This window comes from Synechococcus sp. A15-28, from assembly GCF_014280175.1.
GTDB lineage: Bacteria > Cyanobacteriota > Cyanobacteriia > PCC-6307 > Cyanobiaceae > Parasynechococcus.
The window spans coordinates 768,503-785,453 of record NZ_CP047931.1 but is presented as its reverse complement, the minus strand read 5'-3'; the positions used below and the strand labels follow the sequence as shown (position 1 = coordinate 785,453).

Sequence of the window (16,951 nt, the reverse complement as noted above, 5' to 3'; positions counted from 1 at the left end):
CTCCAGCGATTGAAACTAAGCAGCACCCACCCACGTGCCAAACTTTCATCTGTCTACCAATCGTGCCGTGCTGCGTCAGGAGCTTCGAGAACGCTGTGAACAGTTGATGCTGCTGCTCGCGGACCAGGTCCAGAATCTTCCCCTGGGCAATGAGAGCTGGATGAGCACCGAACGGGAACTGTTGGCAGCCGAGCGTGCCCTGGCCCGACTTCCCCTGGCAGATGGCTGAGGCAGAGCAGGAACGCAATCGCCCAACAACAACCCACTGCATCGTCCGCAGCGACGGAGAAAGTGACGCTCTGACGGGTCAGTCGTACAGCAGTTACGACATGGCCTATGAGCAGTTGGAGCGTTACTACGGCGACCTCTGCTGTTCTGATGACGATCGGATCGACTACGTCATCGTCGCGTTGAATCCCTCTCCTGCTGCTTGACCCGGGCCATGAATCGCCTCACCCGACGACGGCGGAGCTGGTCGTGAATGACGAACGGTGAAACCATCAGGCCGATGATCAGAAGAACCACCATCAGGTCCTGAAACGAAGCCCGCGGGAGGGAGGGAAACAGCGTGACGCCGACGTGTTGAAGCATCACACCATCTGACTGAGGAAACGACGACTGCGTTCTTCCCGGGCCGCCGAGAAAAACGTCTCCGGATCTGATGTCTCTACCACCTGTCCCTGGTCCATGAACATCACCCGGTCCGCCACATCGCGGGCGAAGCCGATCTCATGGGTCACCACCACCATGGTCATCCCGCCGCTGGCCAGCTGACGCATCGCATCGAGCACTTCCTTCACCCGCTCCGGATCCAGAGCACTGGTGGGCTCATCAAACAGCATCACCTCAGGATCGAGGGCGAGAGCCCGGGCGATCGCCACCCGTTGCTGCTGGCCGCCACTGAGCTGTGCCGGGTATTTCTGTGCCTGCTCCTGGATGCCCATTTGCTCCAGCAACTCCAAGGACCGTCGCTCCACCTCCTCCTTTGGCCGCTTCTGCACCTTCACCGGGGCGAGCGCGATGTTCTCGAGGATCGAGAGATGGGGAAACAGATTGAACTGCTGAAACACCATGCCCACCCGACGTCGGATCGCCCGCACCTGAGGCTCAGCATGGGCTGAATCCAGACGCACCCCCAGAACATCCAGGGATCCACCATCCAGCATCTCGAGTCCGTTGAAGGTGCGAATCAGGGTGCTTTTGCCCGAACCGGACGGTCCCATCACCACCAGCACCTCGCCGTTGTTGACCTCCAGACTCACCCGGTCCAGAGCCCTCACCCCAGGGGTGTAGCTCTTCACCAGATCGGTGGCGCGGATAGCAACGGTCATCGGTTGGATCGGACGGGGTCGAGCTGGACTTCCAGGTGACGGGCCAGCAGAGCCATCGCCGTGCACGCCAGCCAGTAAACCGCAGCCAGCCACAGATACACCTCGAGGTAGCGGCCGATGAAGGCCGGGTTGGCCAAAAGGCTGCGGCTGATTCCCAGCAGCTCCACCAGGCCGAGAATCGCCATCAGACTGGTGTTCTGCAACAGTCCCACCGCCTGATTGGTGAGCGATGGCAGAGCAACGCGCAGCGCCTGGGGAAGCACCACAAGCTGCAGCGTTTGTAATGGGGACAAACCGAGGACAGCTGCTGCCTCCCGTTGCGTCGGTGGAATCGCCTGCAATCCACCCCTGACGTCTTCGGCGATATACGCCGCGGCGAACAGGGCAAAGGCCAGCACCGCCCGGAGCACGCGGTTGATCTCCAACCCCGGCGGCAGGAACAAGGGAATCAGCAGCTGCCCGAAAAACAGCACCGCAATCAGCGGCACCGCCCGCATCAGCTCGATGTAAGCCGTGCTGCTCCAGCGCAGCACCGGCAGATCACTGCGACGACCAAGGGCTAACAACACCCCGAGCGGCAGCGCCAGCAGGCCACTGCCTGCGGTGAGAAGCAGGGTGAGGGTGAGGCCTCCCCAATGGCGCGTTCCCACGGGAAGAAGTCCCAGCCCGCCCGCCAGCAACCACAGTCCCAGGGGTGCCATGCCAATCCAGAGCGAGGGCAGGAACCGTCGCCAGCTCGCCCCCCTCGGGCCCACCAAGGTCAACACCACCATCACAAGGCAGGACCCGATCCAGAGCAGCGGTCGCCAGCGCTGATCGGAGGGGTAACTGCCCACGGCATAGAGAGGCAGGTTCGCACGCACGACGGACCACTCGGCCCCATGCATCAGCCAATGCAACAGGCCCCAACCGCCCCATCCGAGCAGGACCAGGAGCAGCAACGTGATCAATCGATCCGCCCAGCGCGTCATCAGCGACTCCTCCGCAGACGACCAAGCACCGCCCCATTCAGAACGGACATGCCGCCGCTGATCAACAGATTGAGCAGCAGAAAACTGAACAGCAGCAACAAAAATCCTTCGATGGCACGGCCCGTCTGGGTGATGGTGGTGTCGCTGACGGCATACAGGTCGGCGTAGCCGACAGCAATGGCGAGGGTGCTGTTCTTGGCGAGGTTCAGGTACTGACTGGTCAGTGCCGGCAGGATGGCCGGCAAGGCCTGGGGCAGCACAATCCGCCGCAGGCCAAGCCCCTCATCCAGCCCGAGGCTGCGGAAGGCCTCCCATTGGCCCCGGGGCACGGCATTGATGCCACCGCGAACGATTTCAGCAATGGAGGCTCCGGTGAACACCGTCAAACCCGTGAGAACGGCGCAGAACTCCACGCTCAGATTCAGCCCCAGCAGTTGAATCCCCTGGTTGGAGAGTTCAATCAAGCCGCCAACGGGCATCGCCGGCAGACCGAGGAAGGCCACGAAGTACCAGAACAACAGCTGCAGCAGCAGCGGCACCTGGCGGATCAGGGCGACGTAGGTCCCCGCCAGACTGCGCAGCAACCGGTTGGTGCTGTTGCGGGCCGCACCCGCCGCGACACCCAGCAGCGTGGCCAGCACAAGACCCGCGAGGATCACCTTGAGGCTGTTGAGCCAGCCGATGGTCAGCGCCCAGAGATAAGAGTCAGAGGGTGCATAGGGCAGAGCTGTTTCCGCAAGGGCAAAACCCGCTGGCCGACCCAGCCAACCGAAGCCGAGGCCAAGGCCCGTGCGGATCAGATTGACGGTCAGATTGTTGATCAGCAAACCGACCAAAGCGAGCAACAGCCCTGCCAGGCTCAGCTGCAGCAGCAGACGACGGCGGCGCATCAGGTGAACGGAGGCGCGATCATCAAGCCACCGTCCTCAGCGAGACGATTGGCGCCACGGGGGATCGCAACCGGACTCTGCGGCCCGAGGTGGCGGTCGTAGATCTCGCCGTAATTACCGGTGGCCCGAATGGCCTGCAAAACGAAATCGTCGGGCAGGCCGAGCTTGCGACCCAGGCCGGCATCAACCCCCAGGAATCGCCGCAGGGCCGCCTGGCTTGGATCCGCTTCAGCGACACGCAGCTGGCTATCGAGATTGGCTTGGGTGATGCCGCGCTCCTCCGCTTCGATCAGGGCGTACACAACCCAGGTCATGGCATCAACAAGCCGCTGATCCCCGCCGACCACCGCCGGTGCCAGAGGCTCTTTGCTGAGACGGTCTTCAAGAATCACGTGAGCTTCAGGCGCGTTGAAGCCGGAACGGGCTGCGGCCAGCTGCGAGCGATCCGAGGTCATGGCCTGACAGCGCCCCTGCAGGTAGCCACCCACCACTTGATTGAGGTCCTGGTATTTGATCGGGGTGTAAGGGATACCATTGGACTCGAAGGCGTCGTTGAGGTTCTGCTCAGTGGTGGTGCCTGAACCAACGCAGATGGCCTTGCCGCTCAGATCAGACAGGGTCGTCACGCCGCTGTCGGCCGGCACGATCAATCCCTGGCCGTCATGAAACACCACGGGAGCGAAGCCAAGACCGTTCCCACCCTGCGCATCACGGCTGAGGGTGTGGGTGGTGTTACGGGACAGCAGATCAATTTCCCCGGAGCGCAGAGCCGTGAACCGCTCCGGCGCCGTCAGCGGTCGGTACTGCACCTTGTCCGCATCGCCAAGGAAGGCGGCGGCCATGGCCCGACAGATGTCGACATCGAGCCCGGTGTAGGTGCCCTCTGCACTGAGAAAGCTGAAGCCTGGAATCTTGCCGCTCACACCACAGAGAAGCTCATCCCTTTGCTTCACCAGATCCAACCGTGAGCTGCCGGCCTCCTCCAGGGATGCGCACCCCCCCAACAGACCGGTCACCACCGCGATGGCTCCGATCAGAAGTTGACGGCTGGATCGGATCATCAGCATTGGTACGGATAGGGTGGGATTGTCCCAGATTCATGGCCACATCACGAGAAGGCCTCTAATTTCCAGGGGCGTTTAGGCCTGGTGATGCGAGCGTTGCCTGGTTTGATGCTGATGCTTCTCGGCCTGGTGGTGACCACGCCTGTTCTGGCCTGGGACGCTGCTGATCGTGAGGCCTACAACAACAAGATGGCGCTATTGAGGGTTCTGCTGGATGGAGCTCAGCACCGGGCCAGCGAATCCGGCGATTTGCAGACCCTTTGCATGTTGATGAGCATCGGGAACGACGTCACCTCGCGTTACTCCCAGCTGAACCCTGAAGACATCGAAATTGAAGGTCGCTTGAGTGCCATGCAGGATGACCTGAGCCTCTGCCTGGCCGTGCTCTACGACGCCCAGGCCCTGAACTGAACCTCACCCATGCTTCAGGCGTGGGCGGACTCCTGTCCTCCGATCCGTTCAAACAGATCCAGGCTTTCGTCGTTCAGTCCCTCAACGGAGACCTCGGATCCCCCCAGCCTGAATTTGCGGATCACCTGATCGAGCGCCGCCACACCACTCTGATCCCAGATGTGGGCCGCGGAGAGATCGATGACAATTTGCTCGGGATGATCGTGAAGATCGAATCCCTGCAGGAAGTAGATCTTGCTCACGAAGAACAACTGACCGGTCACCCGATAGCGGCGCTCCTGATCGCTCACATCGATCGCTTCCACCTGAATGACCTTGGCCACCTTGCGGCTGAACAGGATTCCGGCGAGGGCCACACCGGCCAATACCCCCAGCGCCAGGTTGTGAGGCGTGGTGAGCATGGTGACGGCGAAGGTCATCAGCATCACCGAGGTGTCGCTCTTGGGAATGCGACGCAGATTGCGCAACCCGTTGATGTCGGCAGTGCTGACAGCGATGCTGATCATCACCGCCACAAGGGCTGCCATCGGGATCTGCTTCAGCCATGGTCCGGCGAGCAGGATCATCGCCAGAAGGCTGATACCGGAGAACAGGGTGGAAAGCCGGGTGCGACCGCCGTTATCGATGTTCATCACCGACTGACCCACCAGGGCACAACCCGCCATGCCCCCGAACAGCGACGCCACGATATTGGCGATGCCTTGTCCACGGGCCTCCACGTTTTTGTTGGACGTGGAATCGGTCTTGTCGTCGAGGATGTCCTGGGTGAGGAAGGTTTCCATCAGACCCACCAGAGAAATGGCGAGAGCTGTCGGCAGCACCAGGCCCAGGGTGTCGAGATTGAACGGGACACCACCGGCTCCGAAGGGAACCGTGAAGCTGGGCAGGCCATCAGGGAGGGTTCCCAGACTGCTGACGCTGGGAATGTCCAGGCTGAAGCCGATGCTGATGGCTGTGAGCACGACGATGGCCACCAACTGAGACGGCACCAGCCGAGTGAGCTTCGGCAGGCCGTAGATGATCCCCAGACCCAGCAGGACCAGTCCCCAGACGATCGGAATCTGTGCACCGTGCGGCAGTAGACCACCGGCGTGACCATCGCCGCCGGCATGCAGATCCAGGCCCAGCTGCGGCAGCTGCGCCTGGAAGATCAAAAGCGCCAGGGCATTGACGAAACCGCTGAGAACCCCCTGGGGCACAAACCGCATCTGGTACGCCAGCCGCAGGTATCCCCAGAGGATCTGCAGCAGACCCGTCACCAGACCAGCCACCATCAGGTACTGAACCCCGAGCCCGGGGCCGCGGGCTTCCCCGGTGGCGACCAGGCCCGTCATCAACAGGGCTGTCGAACCGGTGGCGGAGGTGATCATCCCCGTGCGGCCGCCCACCACGGCGATGGTGAGCGACAGACAGAAGGCGCCGAACAGACCGACTTTCGGGTCAACTCCGGCAATGCCTGAGAAAGCGATCGCCTCAGGAATCATTGCGAAGGCCACCACAAGGCCCGACAGCAGATCCTTGCTGGGGTTGGCGAACCACTGATTCACCAGAGCTGGACTGGAACGCTGGGCCATCACCGGATGCCGAATCCAGAGGGGACCGTAAATCAGAGCCCTGGCAAGGTGCCGTCAGGATCCCGTCGTGCCTTGAGTTGACGCAGTCCCTGCAACCAGGACCCGAAGGCCAGGTCCAACTCCCGCTGATGGAAGGTGAGATGGTCGTGCAACTGCGCCAGATGCACGCCAGGGCAGATCGGCTCCAGCACGGACCACACCTCGTTCAACCACTGCAGGCTGCGGCGGCGCACCTCCAGGTCACCGGCTGGCCAGACCGCTGTGATCCAGGGTTTCCAGGCCGCATCGCGATGCACGAACGACGTGGCCTCGATCGGCACTGCAGCGGTGGCATCCCCGAGCTGCTGGCTGGAGAGGCTGCAGCCGGCATGGGGGCATCGCCCCATCAGATCCTGCAGCTCCGGCAGCAGGCGGCGCCAGCCCTCGCCGTTGGCCGGTCCGAGCAGACCCACCACCTCGCCATGCAGGCGGGATTCCGCTAAGGGCGGCGGCGTCAGTGGGGGCAGTTGATGCAGGCCATCAATCCGCTGCCATCCGGACTGTTCGACGGCAGACACCTGCAGCCGCCTGAGATTGCCATCACCGCCCCAGCTCCACTGAAGGCTGGTGCTGGGGTGGGAACCCTCCGCAGCGACAAGCCAATCCGGCAGCTGATCGGGCGATCCCGTCGACACCTTGATCCAGAAGGGGCGAAGGGGCTGGGTGCTGAGCACCACCTGGCTCACCACCGCAAGGAAGGGTGCGGCTCCGCAGAGGCCTCGCCACTCCGCCGTGGCGTGATCGTGATCACGCCGCAGCAGGAAGGGTTCACCGCTGCCCCAGACCCCTGCAATGGCCTGAAGCTGATCCACCGCCAGGCCCAGCTCACGGCTGAACGGCCCCATGCCTCCGGTCAGCACATAGCCAAGTCCCGGCCAGCCCGACAGCCCCCCTGCCACGCTGCGCCCCAGGGGATGGAGATGGTCCAACACCTCCCCCATCCGGCAACCGCCTCCGATGCGCACCGTCTGATCCGCAGGGTTGAAGCTGATCCGGCCCATCGTGCGGCGCAGATCCACGGTCCATTGACCGGCCGCTGCAGCCCTGGAGCTGGTGCCCCCACTGCAGACCCGCAACGGCCTTGGACCGCTCCACCCCCCCACAAGGCCCGGCAGATCCTCTGGGGTTGGCTGCAACAGGCCCCGTGCCCCGGCATCTGCCGCCTGGGGGTTGAACAGGGGACGAGGGAGCTGATCCATTCCGCTGCAACCGATAGGGTCAGTTCACACCGAACAGTGGCACGCCCCCTTGGCCGAATCCCCGAACGACCGACTCGGCGTCCTGATCTGCGGCCATGGCAGTCGCAACCGGCTGGCGGTTGAAGAATTCGCGCAGATGGTGGATGCCCTGCGACCAAAGCTGGCACCGATGCCGGTGGAGCATGGCTACCTGGAGTTCGCCCGCCCGATCCTGCGGGATGGCCTGGAGTCCCTGCGCCAGCAGGGAGTGACCCGTGTCCTCGCCATTCCAGCGATGTTGTTCGCGGCAGGGCACGCCAAGAACGACATCCCGTCTGTCCTCAACACGTACACCGCCGAAACGGGGCTGCCGATTGATTACGGCCGCGAACTGGGGGTGGACCGTCTGATGGTTGCTGCGGCCGGAGCACGGGTGCGCGAATGCCTGGAGAGCGCCCCCTCGACAGTGCCGCTGTCGGAAACACTGCTGGTGGTGGTGGGACGCGGCTCCTCGGATCCAGACGCCAATTCCAATGTGGCCAAAGTCACCCGAATGCTGGTGGAAGGCTTCGGCTTCGGCTGGGGTGAGACGGTGTACTCGGGCGTGACGTTTCCCCTGGTGGAACCAGGCCTGCGACAGCTGGTGAAGCTGGGATTCCGCTGCATCGTGGTGGTCCCCTATTTTCTGTTTTCAGGGGTTCTGGTGAGCCGCATCCGCCAGCACACCGATCGGGTGGCAGCGGACCACCCCGAGGTGGACTTTCTCTCCGCCGGCTACCTCGGGCAACACCCACTGGTGGTGGACACGTTCAAAGAGCGGGTGGAGGAGGTTCTCCGAGGCGATACCGCCATGAACTGCTCCCTGTGCAAGTACCGGGCTCAGGTGCTGGGCTTTGAGCAGGATGTCGGCCGAGTCCAGGAGAGCCACCACCACCACGTGGAAGGGCTGGCCGAAAGCTGCACGCTGTGTGAACGGGAATGCACAGGGGCCTGCCAGCCGGATGGTGTTCCCATCCCCCATCATCACCACCATCACGGTGGCGACCATCACCCCCCTTACCCCCATGCCGACCACCCCATGGGCCCCAGGACCCTGGGATCAAAAGATTCTCCACAGAAGCCTTAAGAGATCAGCGGTGTTTTCAGTGACACCGGCTACCGGTCTCGACAGCGACATCCTGGACATGGCGAAGATCAGTTTTCCTGATCAGTGAAAACCGCAACGTCACTTCACCAATTTCTCCACAGCAGTGGTGCTTTTTTCCACAGCCGGTTTCGGTAAAGCGGCCACCCACTTGGAGGTTGTGGACTTCGCAGCGTCTGCATCAACCGGTTGACATAGCGGATGCCAGCGATCAGCGGACTGATCCCACGACGGAGAGGTCCGGCTAAACCCTGATTAGAACAGCTGTCTCATGCCGTCTCAGAGGTTTTTGCAAAATTGTCAAAGGCTTTGACGCAACCCGGTCCGATGTGGCTTTCTTGGTGATGTCAAAGAGCGATTGACAGGCTGAATGGATCGGAATTACTTGGAGCGATGCCACGAAATGGGCGTTGCTGAAAAAGGTGCTGAGGCTGCAGCGTCCTACGTGAGCATGGAGGCGGAAATACCAGAGGTGCTCTACCGCGGCATGAAGGATTTCATCGGCGAGCATCCCCATTGGGATCAATACCGCGTGATGAGTTCAGCTCTCGCTCACTTCCTGTTTCAGAACGGTTGTGAGGATCGCGCAGTCACCGAGCGTTATCTCAACGATCTGTTCAGCCGCCGCCACCCCTGAGGGCCCGGCGGCAGGCTCGACGGGTGATCGCCATCATCGTGAGGGTCGGACTCTGCCAGGCGGACGTGGGCCAGCAGGCACCATCCACCACCAGCACGTTGGGAGCTGCCCAGAGCCGGTTGAACGGGTCAACGACGCCGAGGGAGGGATCAGCACCCATCGCAGCACCCCCCACTTCATGGATGTAGTACCCGGGTGGAGAGGCAGCATCTGAGAGAGCCACAGCACCTTGCAGCAGGGGTTCAATCAGGGGCAACCGGAAAAGATCTTTCAGAGGGAGAGCCTCACCACCAGCAGCCTTGATGCAGGTCCCCATCTGACGTCGCATATGCGCCACCATCTCGTCTTCATTGGTGCTCCACTGGCAGTCGATGTGGGGTACGGCCACGCCCCAGCGATCCACGGCACCGCTCAGGCTGACCCGATTGCTGGCCTGCGGCATCACCTCCCCATGGCCGATCAGAAACCCTGTGACGGTTCCATGGCGACGCCGCAGCAGCGTCGGGGGATCAAAGCGACCAATGCCTCCCCAGAGGCCATAACCGCCATGAAACTTGGCTCCTTCGAGGCGGCGACCGAACGGAAGAAAGAAGCTGCCAGCGCCGGTGAGAGGGGGCTGGGGCGATGTCGACGACTCCGCTACGCAGAAGAACTGGCTGGTGGAGACGTGATCCATCAGCCGTGTGCCCAGACGATCGGAGGGGTCCTTCAGGCCCTGCTCCCGGGATCGCAGAAGAATGGCCAGGGTCTGAATCGTCGAGGCACAAAGCACCACCAGATCGGCAACGACGGTTCGACGGTTGCCGTTGGCTTGATCAACCACAACCGCACCTCTCGCCCGTTCGCTGCCGCTCTCAAGCAAAAGATGCTCCAGCAGATGTCCGGAGAGCAACTGCACCCGTCCTGTGGCCATGGCCTGAGGGAGGGTGCTGCCGCGACTGCTGGAGCGCGGCCAGGGGCCATCCCGTTCGGGGTAATGGGGGCCAAACCCTCGTGAATGAATCACCTGGAGTGCCAGTTGATCGCGCAACGCCGCCGCAAACCTCTGCTCAGCAGGCGTCAACGGCAACGGCTCCTGAGTTTCGCCATCAGGCAGCTGCGGCAACCCGTCTCGACTGCCGTGAACCCTCAGCATCCTCTCCAGCGCGCCGTAGTCCTCCTCCAAATCAGCAGCACGAATCGGCCACGCCGTTATTCCATCGGGTGCTTCGATTCCCGCAAAATCTTCATCCGAGAGCCGCAGGGTGATGCCACCCCAGGTGAGGCTGCGCCCACCCACCTGCAGGCCACGGGTCCAGAGGAACGGTCGATCCGGCGGATGGCTGTAGGGATAGAGCCGTTCATCGGCATAGAGCCGGGGATTGGCTTTCCAGTAGCCGGGATGCTGGGCCTGCAGACGATGGCTGCCACTGCTCACCCCCGCCAACCGTCGCAGTGAATTGGCTGGCTCTGAACCCAGTGCCGTCTGTGGCGTCAGATCCGGCCCTGCATCGATCAACAGAACCCGAGCATCCCCTTCAGCCAAGGTCAGGGCAGCCACCCCACCGCAGGCGCCTGAGCCAACGACGATGGCATCCCACGAACCATTGATTCGCTCGGTCTGGCTTGCTGTCGGCACGCGCAAGGACAAAAAAAAAGATCCCCGAGGGGGATCTCGAATTCAATCAGAATTGGTGGCGGGGGGGAGATTTGAACTCCCGACCTTCGGGTTATGAGCCCGACGAGCTACCAGACTGCTCTACCCCGCGGAGCACTCAAAAATCATACAGGTCGGTGTCGCCCGACACAGAAAGACTTCAGCTTTGCTGAAACTTCAGGCTCCCCTCGACCTCCAGGTTGACGCCTGGGTTGACGATCAGGACCTGGTCCTCGAGTTCTTCGAGGCCGAGAGGCGTCATCCATTCCAGCTGCCGCAAAAGATGCAGGGCAACGGCCTGCTTGGCCCGCCGGGAGCCGTCCTCCACCTTGATGGCGACCCCGAGCCCTTCACCGACGCGGCTTAGGCACTGGATCCCCTCCGCACCACCTTTGGAGAGCACCTGGCCATGGCTGCGGCGCATCAGCTCCGTATCGAATCGTCCGTCACCTGCCACCAACTCCGGATGGGCCAGCATCGCCCGGCTGATCTGCTCCAGTTCCGCGTGGCGTGAGGCACCGAGATGGGCATAAAGCAACGCCATCTGAGCCAACTGCAGCCGCAACGTCGGAGCGCCACAGTCATCCCGGGCGGCCACCAGTTCTGCCGCAGGAAGCCCGAGCAGCTCGGCCACACGACGATTGACCTCCACCTGGAGGGGGTGATCGCTTTGCAGGTAGGTGTCCAATGGCCAGGCCATTTTTCGACTGGTGGCCAGGAACGCCGCATGTTTTCCAGAGCAGTTGTGCTGCAAAGGACTTTCCGCTCCTGAAGGCACAGGGCACTGCAGATGGCTGGCCTCAAGTTCGGCGTTCCAGAGCAATTTGAATGCCTCCCGGGCATGGGCGTGACTGCCTGAATGGGACCCGCAGCTGATGGCCACACCACGGTCACCCGCCTCCATCGCTGCCGCAGCACCACTGCTGAGGAACGGGAGGGCCTGAAACGGTTTCAAAGCTGAGCGGATGAAGGTCTCCAGACCCGCCTCGCCAGCCGACATCAACACCCGGCCACGGCCGTCACAAACCACCGCGTGCACCCGATGAACGGATTCAGCAATGCACCCCCGCTTCAGGGTGACCGCCAGCGGCGGCGTACCGAAGCGGGGTGTCCCGCTGAATCCTGAGGAAAGGGTCATTCCCGTCGCAGGAGCATTTCAGAGAGCCTGACAGAGGCTTGCACCGCCCAGCATCAGACCGGCGGCCATCGCCATGGCCCGGCCCAAACGACCCAGGATCGGACGCACCTCATGACGCGCCACCAGCAGATCTCGGGTCCGCCAGGACAGAGGCTTCTCCCAGGTCTGTCCGTCGTACCAACCGGATTCCTCGTAATCCACGTTTTCGGACAGAAGCCTCTGCATGACGTAGGTCCAGCCCAACCATTGGCGCACCAAGAGCAGCAGGGGGAGCACCAGTGCAGCCACAGCTCCTGCCACGACGAGTCGGGGAGGATCAGCTTTCAACGTCAAACTGCCACTGGCAACAAGAGTGCACAGGGGAAGCATCAACATCCAGCTGATGAGCAAGCTGCGCTTGAGCGATGACACCTCTCCGGTCGGCCAGGAGAAAAACCAGGACTGGGAGAGCTGCTGGAATTCCTCCAGCGGTCTCTGCTCCGGCGGTACGGGGCAGGAGACGAGCTCGTCCATGCCGATCAGTTGATATGAAGTGACGGTAGGAAAGCCCTGGCCTCCCCGTGACTCCAAAAGGCTTCTAGGTCGTAATAACCACGCTCGTCGGGCATCAGCACGTGGACGATCACTTCCCCGTAATCCAGCAGCGCCCAGCGCCCTTCCTGCACACCTTCCTTACGCAGCGGCAGGCGCTCCGCATCGGTTTCCAAACGATCCTCGACCGCTCGTGCGATCGCACGCACCTGCACATCGGATTGCCCACCGGCGATGACCATCCAGTCGGCGAGGCTTGAGACCTCATCCACACGAATCAGACGGATATCGGTTGCCTTTCGGTCATCGCAGGCCTCGGCGGCCAGATCCGCGAGTTGTTGACTATCCATAAACGTTCTCGCTGGTTACTGAGCTGCGGGAACCCTCCTGCTGGGCCATCTCAGCCCTGGCCTTGCTGGCACTTTTTCGCAGAGCTTCCAGCCGATCTTCGTAGTAGCTCCTCCGCTTTTTCTTACGGGTTTGTTCGACGAGCTCCTTGAGGGCACCCCCCAGACTTCGATACGCATTGGGCACGCTGTAGCCAAATCGGCAGGCCAGATCAATGGCACGCTCATCGGCGCTGATGGCGTCCTGCAGGCGCTTCTCTGAGTTGTTCTTCAGGTAGAGCCTGTAGCCGGCAAAGCCTGACAGCCCGAGAGCCATCATCAACAACAGGCCGTCCTGAACCCAGAGTTCTCCAATGGCACCACCCAGTCCGATCGCCAGGGCCGCCATCTCCCAGCCGTCACGGGGAATCGTGTCGTTCTGGATCCGGCCGACCTCGTGCCAAAACAGCAGGTTGCGGTGATCCAGTGCCATGGCGTCCCAAGCATCAAGATCAACCTGAATCTCCACCTCATCACGGCCGATCTCCTCGAGCGTGATCAGAGGTGGGTCCACTGCAGCTGCGGTCTCCACAAACACCCAGCTCTGCATTTCGGGCGGCAGCAACCCCTTCAGGCGCTGGAGCTCACTCATCGCAACCGAAAGTCCTCATGGTCCAACCGTAGCGAGGCCAGGTGCCCCGGCAGCAGCGTGAGAGGCTGTTCCTGTTTGGCCTGAAGCGACTGCCCATGCCTCGGAGGACCGATCTGCGGCGCATCCTTCTGCTGGGCTCCGGTCCAATTGTGATCGGACAAGCCTGTGAATTCGATTATTCAGGCACCCAGGCCTGCAAGGCGCTGCGGTCGGAGGGATACGAGGTCATTCTCGTCAACTCCAATCCGGCGTCGATCATGACCGATCCGGAGATGGCGGATCGGACGTATATCGAGCCACTCACTCCGGAAGTGGTCACCCAGGTGATTGAACAAGAGCGTCCCGATGCTCTCTTGCCCACAATGGGGGGGCAGACCGCGCTGAATCTTGCGGTCACCCTGGCTGAGAACGGCACGCTGGAGCGTTATGGCGTTGAGCTGATCGGAGCCGATCTGCAAGCCATCCAGAAGGCTGAAGACCGTCTGTTGTTCAAGCAGGCGATGGAGCGGATCGGGGTGCAGGTCTGTCCATCCGGTATCGCCTCAACCCTGGAAGAGGCGGAAGCCGTCGGCGCCGCCATTGGCAGCTTTCCGCGAATCATCCGTCCGGCCTTCACCCTTGGTGGAAGTGGGGGTGGAATCGCGTACAACCCTGAGGAGTACGCCGCCATCTGCAAAAGCGGGCTCGAAGCCAGTCCGGTCTCCCAGATCCTGATCGAACAGTCGCTGCTGGGTTGGAAGGAATTCGAACTCGAGGTGATGCGCGATCAGGCGGACAACGTCGTGATTGTCTGCAGCATCGAAAATCTGGATCCGATGGGCGTCCACACGGGCGACTCCATCACGGTGGCTCCGGCACAGACGCTGACGGATCGGGAGTATCAGCGTCTGCGGGACCAATCGATCGCGATCATCCGCGAGATCGGCGTGGCCACCGGTGGCAGCAACATCCAGTTCGCCATCAACCCGGAGAACGGCGATGTGGTGGTGATCGAAATGAATCCACGGGTGAGCCGTTCCTCGGCACTGGCCAGCAAAGCCACCGGATTCCCGATCGCCAAAATCGCCGCGCGTCTCGCGATCGGCTACAGCCTCGACGAGATCCTCAACGACATCACCGGAAAGACACCGGCCTGCTTCGAACCCACCATTGATTACGTGGTGACGAAGATCCCTCGGTTTGCCTTCGAGAAATTCCGGGGCAGCCCGGCTGTGCTCACCACATCGATGAAATCGGTGGGGGAGGCCATGGCCATCGGTCGGAGTTTCGAGGAATCCTTCCAGAAAGCCATGCGTTCTCTGGAAACCGGCTACTCCGGTTGGGGTGGGGACCGTCCTGAGCCGGAACTCACGGATGCTGAAGTCGATCGCCTGCTTCGCACCCCATCACCGGAGCGCATTCTTTGCATTCGCAGCGCCATGGTGCGTGGTCGCAGCAATGCTCAGATTCAGCGGATCAGCAGCATTGATCCCTGGTTCCTGGCCAAGCTGCGTCGCATCGTCGACGCTGAGCAAGAGCTTCTGAAAGGTCGGCAACTGCGCGACCTCTCGGCTCCGGAGTTGCTCGAACTCAAGCAACTCGGCTTCTCGGATCGCCAGATCGCCTGGCAGACCGGCAGTGATGAATTAACTGTGCGTCGCCATCGCCATGGCCTTGGCATCCGAGCCGTGTTCAAGACCGTGGACACCTGTGCTGCGGAATTTGCATCCACCACGCCATACCACTACTCCACCTATGAGCGCCCGCTCCAGCAGCTGAACAGCGATGGGAGCCTCACAGCCCTAGAGCCTGAAAGCGAGGTGTCCCTCAGCGACAGCGGACGCAAGGTGATGATCCTCGGAGGCGGCCCCAACCGGATTGGCCAGGGGATCGAATTCGATTACTGCTGCTGCCATGCCTCCTTCGCCGCCCAGGACGCCGGCATCACGTCGGTGATGGTGAACAGCAACCCGGAAACCGTCTCCACGGACTACGACACCAGCGACAGCCTCTATTTCGAGCCCCTCACCCTCGAGGATGTGCTCAACGTGATTGAAGCCGAACGACCCGATGGCGTGGTGGTTCAGTTCGGCGGGCAGACCCCGCTGAAACTGGCAATCCCTCTGCTGAACTGGCTCAACTCCGAGGAAGGCCATGTCACGGGCACCAGGATCTGGGGCACCTCACCGGAATCGATCGATCGGGCCGAAGACCGCGAACAGTTCGAAGCGATCCTGAGCCGACTTGAGATTCGCCAGCCCCGGCATGGCCTGGCCCGCAGTGAGGCGGAAGCCCGGGATGTGGCAACCCGTGTGGGCTATCCGGTCGTTGTCCGTCCGTCCTACGTGCTCGGCGGCCGTGCCATGGAGGTGGTCTTCGACGAACAGGAGCTGAATCGCTACATGGTGGAGGCGGTTCAGGTGGAACCCGACCATCCGGTACTGATCGACCAGTACCTGGAGAATGCCGTTGAGGTAGACGTCGATGCCCTCTGCGACCACGAGGGCAACGTGGTGATCGGGGGCCTGATGGAGCACATCGAACCGGCGGGCATCCACTCCGGTGATTCCGCCTGCTGCCTTCCCGCGGTTTCTCTCGGGCAGGGCGCCCTCAGCACGATCCGGGACTGGAGTCGGGGACTGGCCCTGGTATTGAAAGTGCAGGGACTGATCAACCTCCAGTTCGCCGTTCAACGGGACGCCGACGGGGAAGAAGTCGTTTACATCATCGAAGCCAATCCGCGGGCGTCCCGCACGGTGCCATTCGTGGCCAAGGCCACCGGTCAGCCCCTGGCCCGCATCGCGACCCGTCTGATGGCCGGTGAAACGCTGCAGCAGGTTGGCCTGACGGCAGAACCACAGCCACCGCTGCAAACGATCAAGGAAGCTGTATTGCCGTTCAGACGCTTCCCGGGTGCAGACACGGTGCTGGGGCCTGAGATGCGGTCCACCGGTGAAGTGATGGGATCAGCCGACAGCTTCGGGATGGCCTACGCCAAGGCGGAGCTGGGTGCCGGCGAGGCCCTGCCCACCACTGGCACGATTTTCCTATCAACGCACAATCGCGACAAACCCGCCCTGGTTCCCGTGGCTGAGCTACTTGCCGGGCTGGGCTTTGATCTGATCGCTACCTCAGGCACCGCTGATGTCCTGACGAAGGCGGGGTTGACGGTGAACGCTGTGCTCAAAGTCCATGAAGGTCGCCCCAACATCGAGGACCTGATCCGGTCCAACCAGGTGCAGCTGGTGATCAACACCCCCATTGGCCGCCAGGCTGCCCATGACGACAAATACCTGCGCCGGGCCGCACTCGATTACGCCGTTCCAACGGTGACCACCCTGGCCGGTGCGCGAGCTGCCGTGGAAGCCATTGCCACGCTTCAGAGTCAGCCCACCCTCAGCATCAATGCTCTGCAGGATGTCCATGGCAGCCGGCGTTGATCGGTAGGGT

General features: G+C 62.2%; 18 protein-coding genes and 1 tRNA gene. 6 read left to right on the top strand and 13 right to left on the bottom strand.

Features of this window, described 5'->3' with window-relative positions; all coding sequences use genetic code 11:
• Window positions 1–67 precede the first annotated feature (67 nt).
• Both SynA1528_RS13145 and SynA1528_RS04160 read left to right on the top strand, forming a co-directional pair.
• A complete protein-coding gene (locus SynA1528_RS13145; protein ID WP_222930193.1) occupies window positions 68–229 on the top strand; it encodes a hypothetical protein in 162 nt (53 codons plus the stop codon).
• Window positions 222–434 carry a hypothetical protein gene (locus SynA1528_RS04160; RefSeq protein ID WP_186587830.1) on the top strand — a complete coding sequence of 71 codons (213 nt, stop codon included), beginning with the start codon at window positions 222–224 and terminating at the stop codon, window positions 432–434. The genes SynA1528_RS13145 and SynA1528_RS04160 overlap by 8 nt, the downstream gene beginning before the upstream one ends.
• Here SynA1528_RS04160 and SynA1528_RS04155 read toward each other — a convergent pair.
• Genes SynA1528_RS04155 through SynA1528_RS04135 form a run of 5 tightly spaced genes read right to left on the bottom strand, consistent with a single transcriptional unit; the run spans window position 400 to window position 4,253 of the window.
• Window positions 400–591, bottom strand: coding sequence for a hypothetical protein (locus SynA1528_RS04155; RefSeq protein ID WP_186587829.1), 192 nt, complete (start codon window positions 589–591; stop codon window positions 400–402). The genes SynA1528_RS04160 and SynA1528_RS04155 overlap by 35 nt on opposite strands.
• Window positions 591–1,331, bottom strand: coding sequence for an amino acid ABC transporter ATP-binding protein (locus tag SynA1528_RS04150; protein WP_186587828.1), 741 nt, complete (start codon window positions 1,329–1,331; stop codon window positions 591–593). Before SynA1528_RS04150 ends, SynA1528_RS04155 begins: the two co-directional genes overlap by 1 nt.
• Complete coding sequence (locus SynA1528_RS04145) at window positions 1,328–2,302, bottom strand: amino acid ABC transporter permease (protein WP_186587827.1); 975 nt, start codon at window positions 2,300–2,302, stop codon at window positions 1,328–1,330. The genes SynA1528_RS04150 and SynA1528_RS04145 overlap by 4 nt, the downstream gene beginning before the upstream one ends.
• On the bottom strand, window positions 2,302–3,192 hold the full coding sequence (locus tag SynA1528_RS04140) for an ABC transporter permease subunit (protein WP_186587826.1): 891 nt from the start codon (window positions 3,190–3,192) through the stop codon (window positions 2,302–2,304). Before SynA1528_RS04140 ends, SynA1528_RS04145 begins: the two co-directional genes overlap by 1 nt.
• Window positions 3,192–4,253 (bottom strand): amino acid ABC transporter substrate-binding protein, encoded by a 1,062-nt coding sequence (locus tag SynA1528_RS04135; RefSeq protein ID WP_186587825.1) that lies wholly within the window; start codon window positions 4,251–4,253, stop codon window positions 3,192–3,194. The genes SynA1528_RS04140 and SynA1528_RS04135 overlap by 1 nt, the downstream gene beginning before the upstream one ends.
• Before the next feature lie 111 nt (window positions 4,254–4,364).
• Between SynA1528_RS04135 and SynA1528_RS04130 the strand changes: the two genes are divergently transcribed.
• The gene (locus SynA1528_RS04130; RefSeq protein WP_286187897.1) at window positions 4,365–4,667 is read left to right on the top strand and encodes a hypothetical protein; all 303 of its coding nucleotides are present in this window, start codon (window positions 4,365–4,367) and stop codon (window positions 4,665–4,667) included.
• A gap of 14 nt (window positions 4,668–4,681) precedes the next feature.
• Here SynA1528_RS04130 and SynA1528_RS04125 read toward each other — a convergent pair whose 3' ends face one another.
• Window positions 4,682–6,241, bottom strand: coding sequence for a SulP family inorganic anion transporter (locus SynA1528_RS04125; protein WP_186587823.1), 1,560 nt, complete (start codon window positions 6,239–6,241; stop codon window positions 4,682–4,684).
• A 32-nt stretch (window positions 6,242–6,273) separates the two neighbouring features.
• Entirely contained in the window at window positions 6,274–7,479 is a 1,206-nt protein-coding gene (locus SynA1528_RS04120; protein ID WP_186587822.1) for an FAD-binding protein, read from the bottom strand.
• Between the two features lie 49 nt (window positions 7,480–7,528).
• Between SynA1528_RS04120 and SynA1528_RS04115 the strand changes: the two genes are divergently transcribed.
• Together SynA1528_RS04115 and SynA1528_RS04110 are read left to right on the top strand one after the other, a co-directional pair.
• A complete protein-coding gene (locus SynA1528_RS04115) occupies window positions 7,529–8,584 on the top strand; it encodes a sirohydrochlorin chelatase (protein ID WP_186587821.1) in 1,056 nt (351 codons plus the stop codon).
• A gap of 388 nt (window positions 8,585–8,972) precedes the next feature.
• Window positions 8,973–9,239, top strand: a complete 267-nt coding sequence (locus SynA1528_RS04110; protein WP_186587820.1) for a DUF2811 domain-containing protein — start codon at window positions 8,973–8,975, stop codon at window positions 9,237–9,239.
• Here SynA1528_RS04110 and SynA1528_RS04105 read toward each other — a convergent pair.
• The 6 genes from SynA1528_RS04105 to SynA1528_RS04080 all read right to left on the bottom strand — a co-directional run bounded on the left by SynA1528_RS04105 (window position 9,220) and on the right by SynA1528_RS04080 (window position 13,522).
• Entirely contained in the window at window positions 9,220–10,863 is a 1,644-nt protein-coding gene (locus SynA1528_RS04105) for a GMC oxidoreductase (RefSeq protein ID WP_186588268.1), read from the bottom strand. The two genes, SynA1528_RS04110 and SynA1528_RS04105, sit on opposite strands and share 20 nt — an antisense overlap.
• Before the next feature lie 47 nt (window positions 10,864–10,910).
• Window positions 10,911–10,987 (bottom strand) — tRNA-Met (locus SynA1528_RS04100).
• Between the two features lie 48 nt (window positions 10,988–11,035).
• Window positions 11,036–12,013 carry an asparaginase gene (locus SynA1528_RS04095; RefSeq protein ID WP_186587819.1) on the bottom strand — a complete coding sequence of 326 codons (978 nt, stop codon included), beginning with the start codon at window positions 12,011–12,013 and terminating at the stop codon, window positions 11,036–11,038.
• Window positions 12,014–12,031: 18 nt separating this feature from the next.
• Complete coding sequence (locus SynA1528_RS04090) at window positions 12,032–12,526, bottom strand: CGLD27 family protein (protein WP_186587818.1); 495 nt, start codon at window positions 12,524–12,526, stop codon at window positions 12,032–12,034.
• Window positions 12,527–12,531: 5 nt separating this feature from the next.
• On the bottom strand, window positions 12,532–12,894 hold the full coding sequence (gene rsfS / locus SynA1528_RS04085) for a ribosome silencing factor (protein ID WP_186587817.1): 363 nt from the start codon (window positions 12,892–12,894) through the stop codon (window positions 12,532–12,534).
• Window positions 12,887–13,522 (bottom strand): DUF3318 domain-containing protein, encoded by a 636-nt coding sequence (locus tag SynA1528_RS04080; RefSeq protein ID WP_186587816.1) that lies wholly within the window; start codon window positions 13,520–13,522, stop codon window positions 12,887–12,889. The genes rsfS and SynA1528_RS04080 overlap by 8 nt, the downstream gene beginning before the upstream one ends.
• Window positions 13,523–13,617: 95 nt before the next feature.
• Here SynA1528_RS04080 and carB point away from each other — a divergent pair, with 95 nt between their 5' ends.
• Complete coding sequence (gene carB / locus SynA1528_RS04075; protein WP_186587815.1) at window positions 13,618–16,941, top strand: carbamoyl-phosphate synthase large subunit; 3,324 nt, start codon at window positions 13,618–13,620, stop codon at window positions 16,939–16,941.
• The last annotated feature ends 10 nt before the right edge of the window (window positions 16,942–16,951 follow it).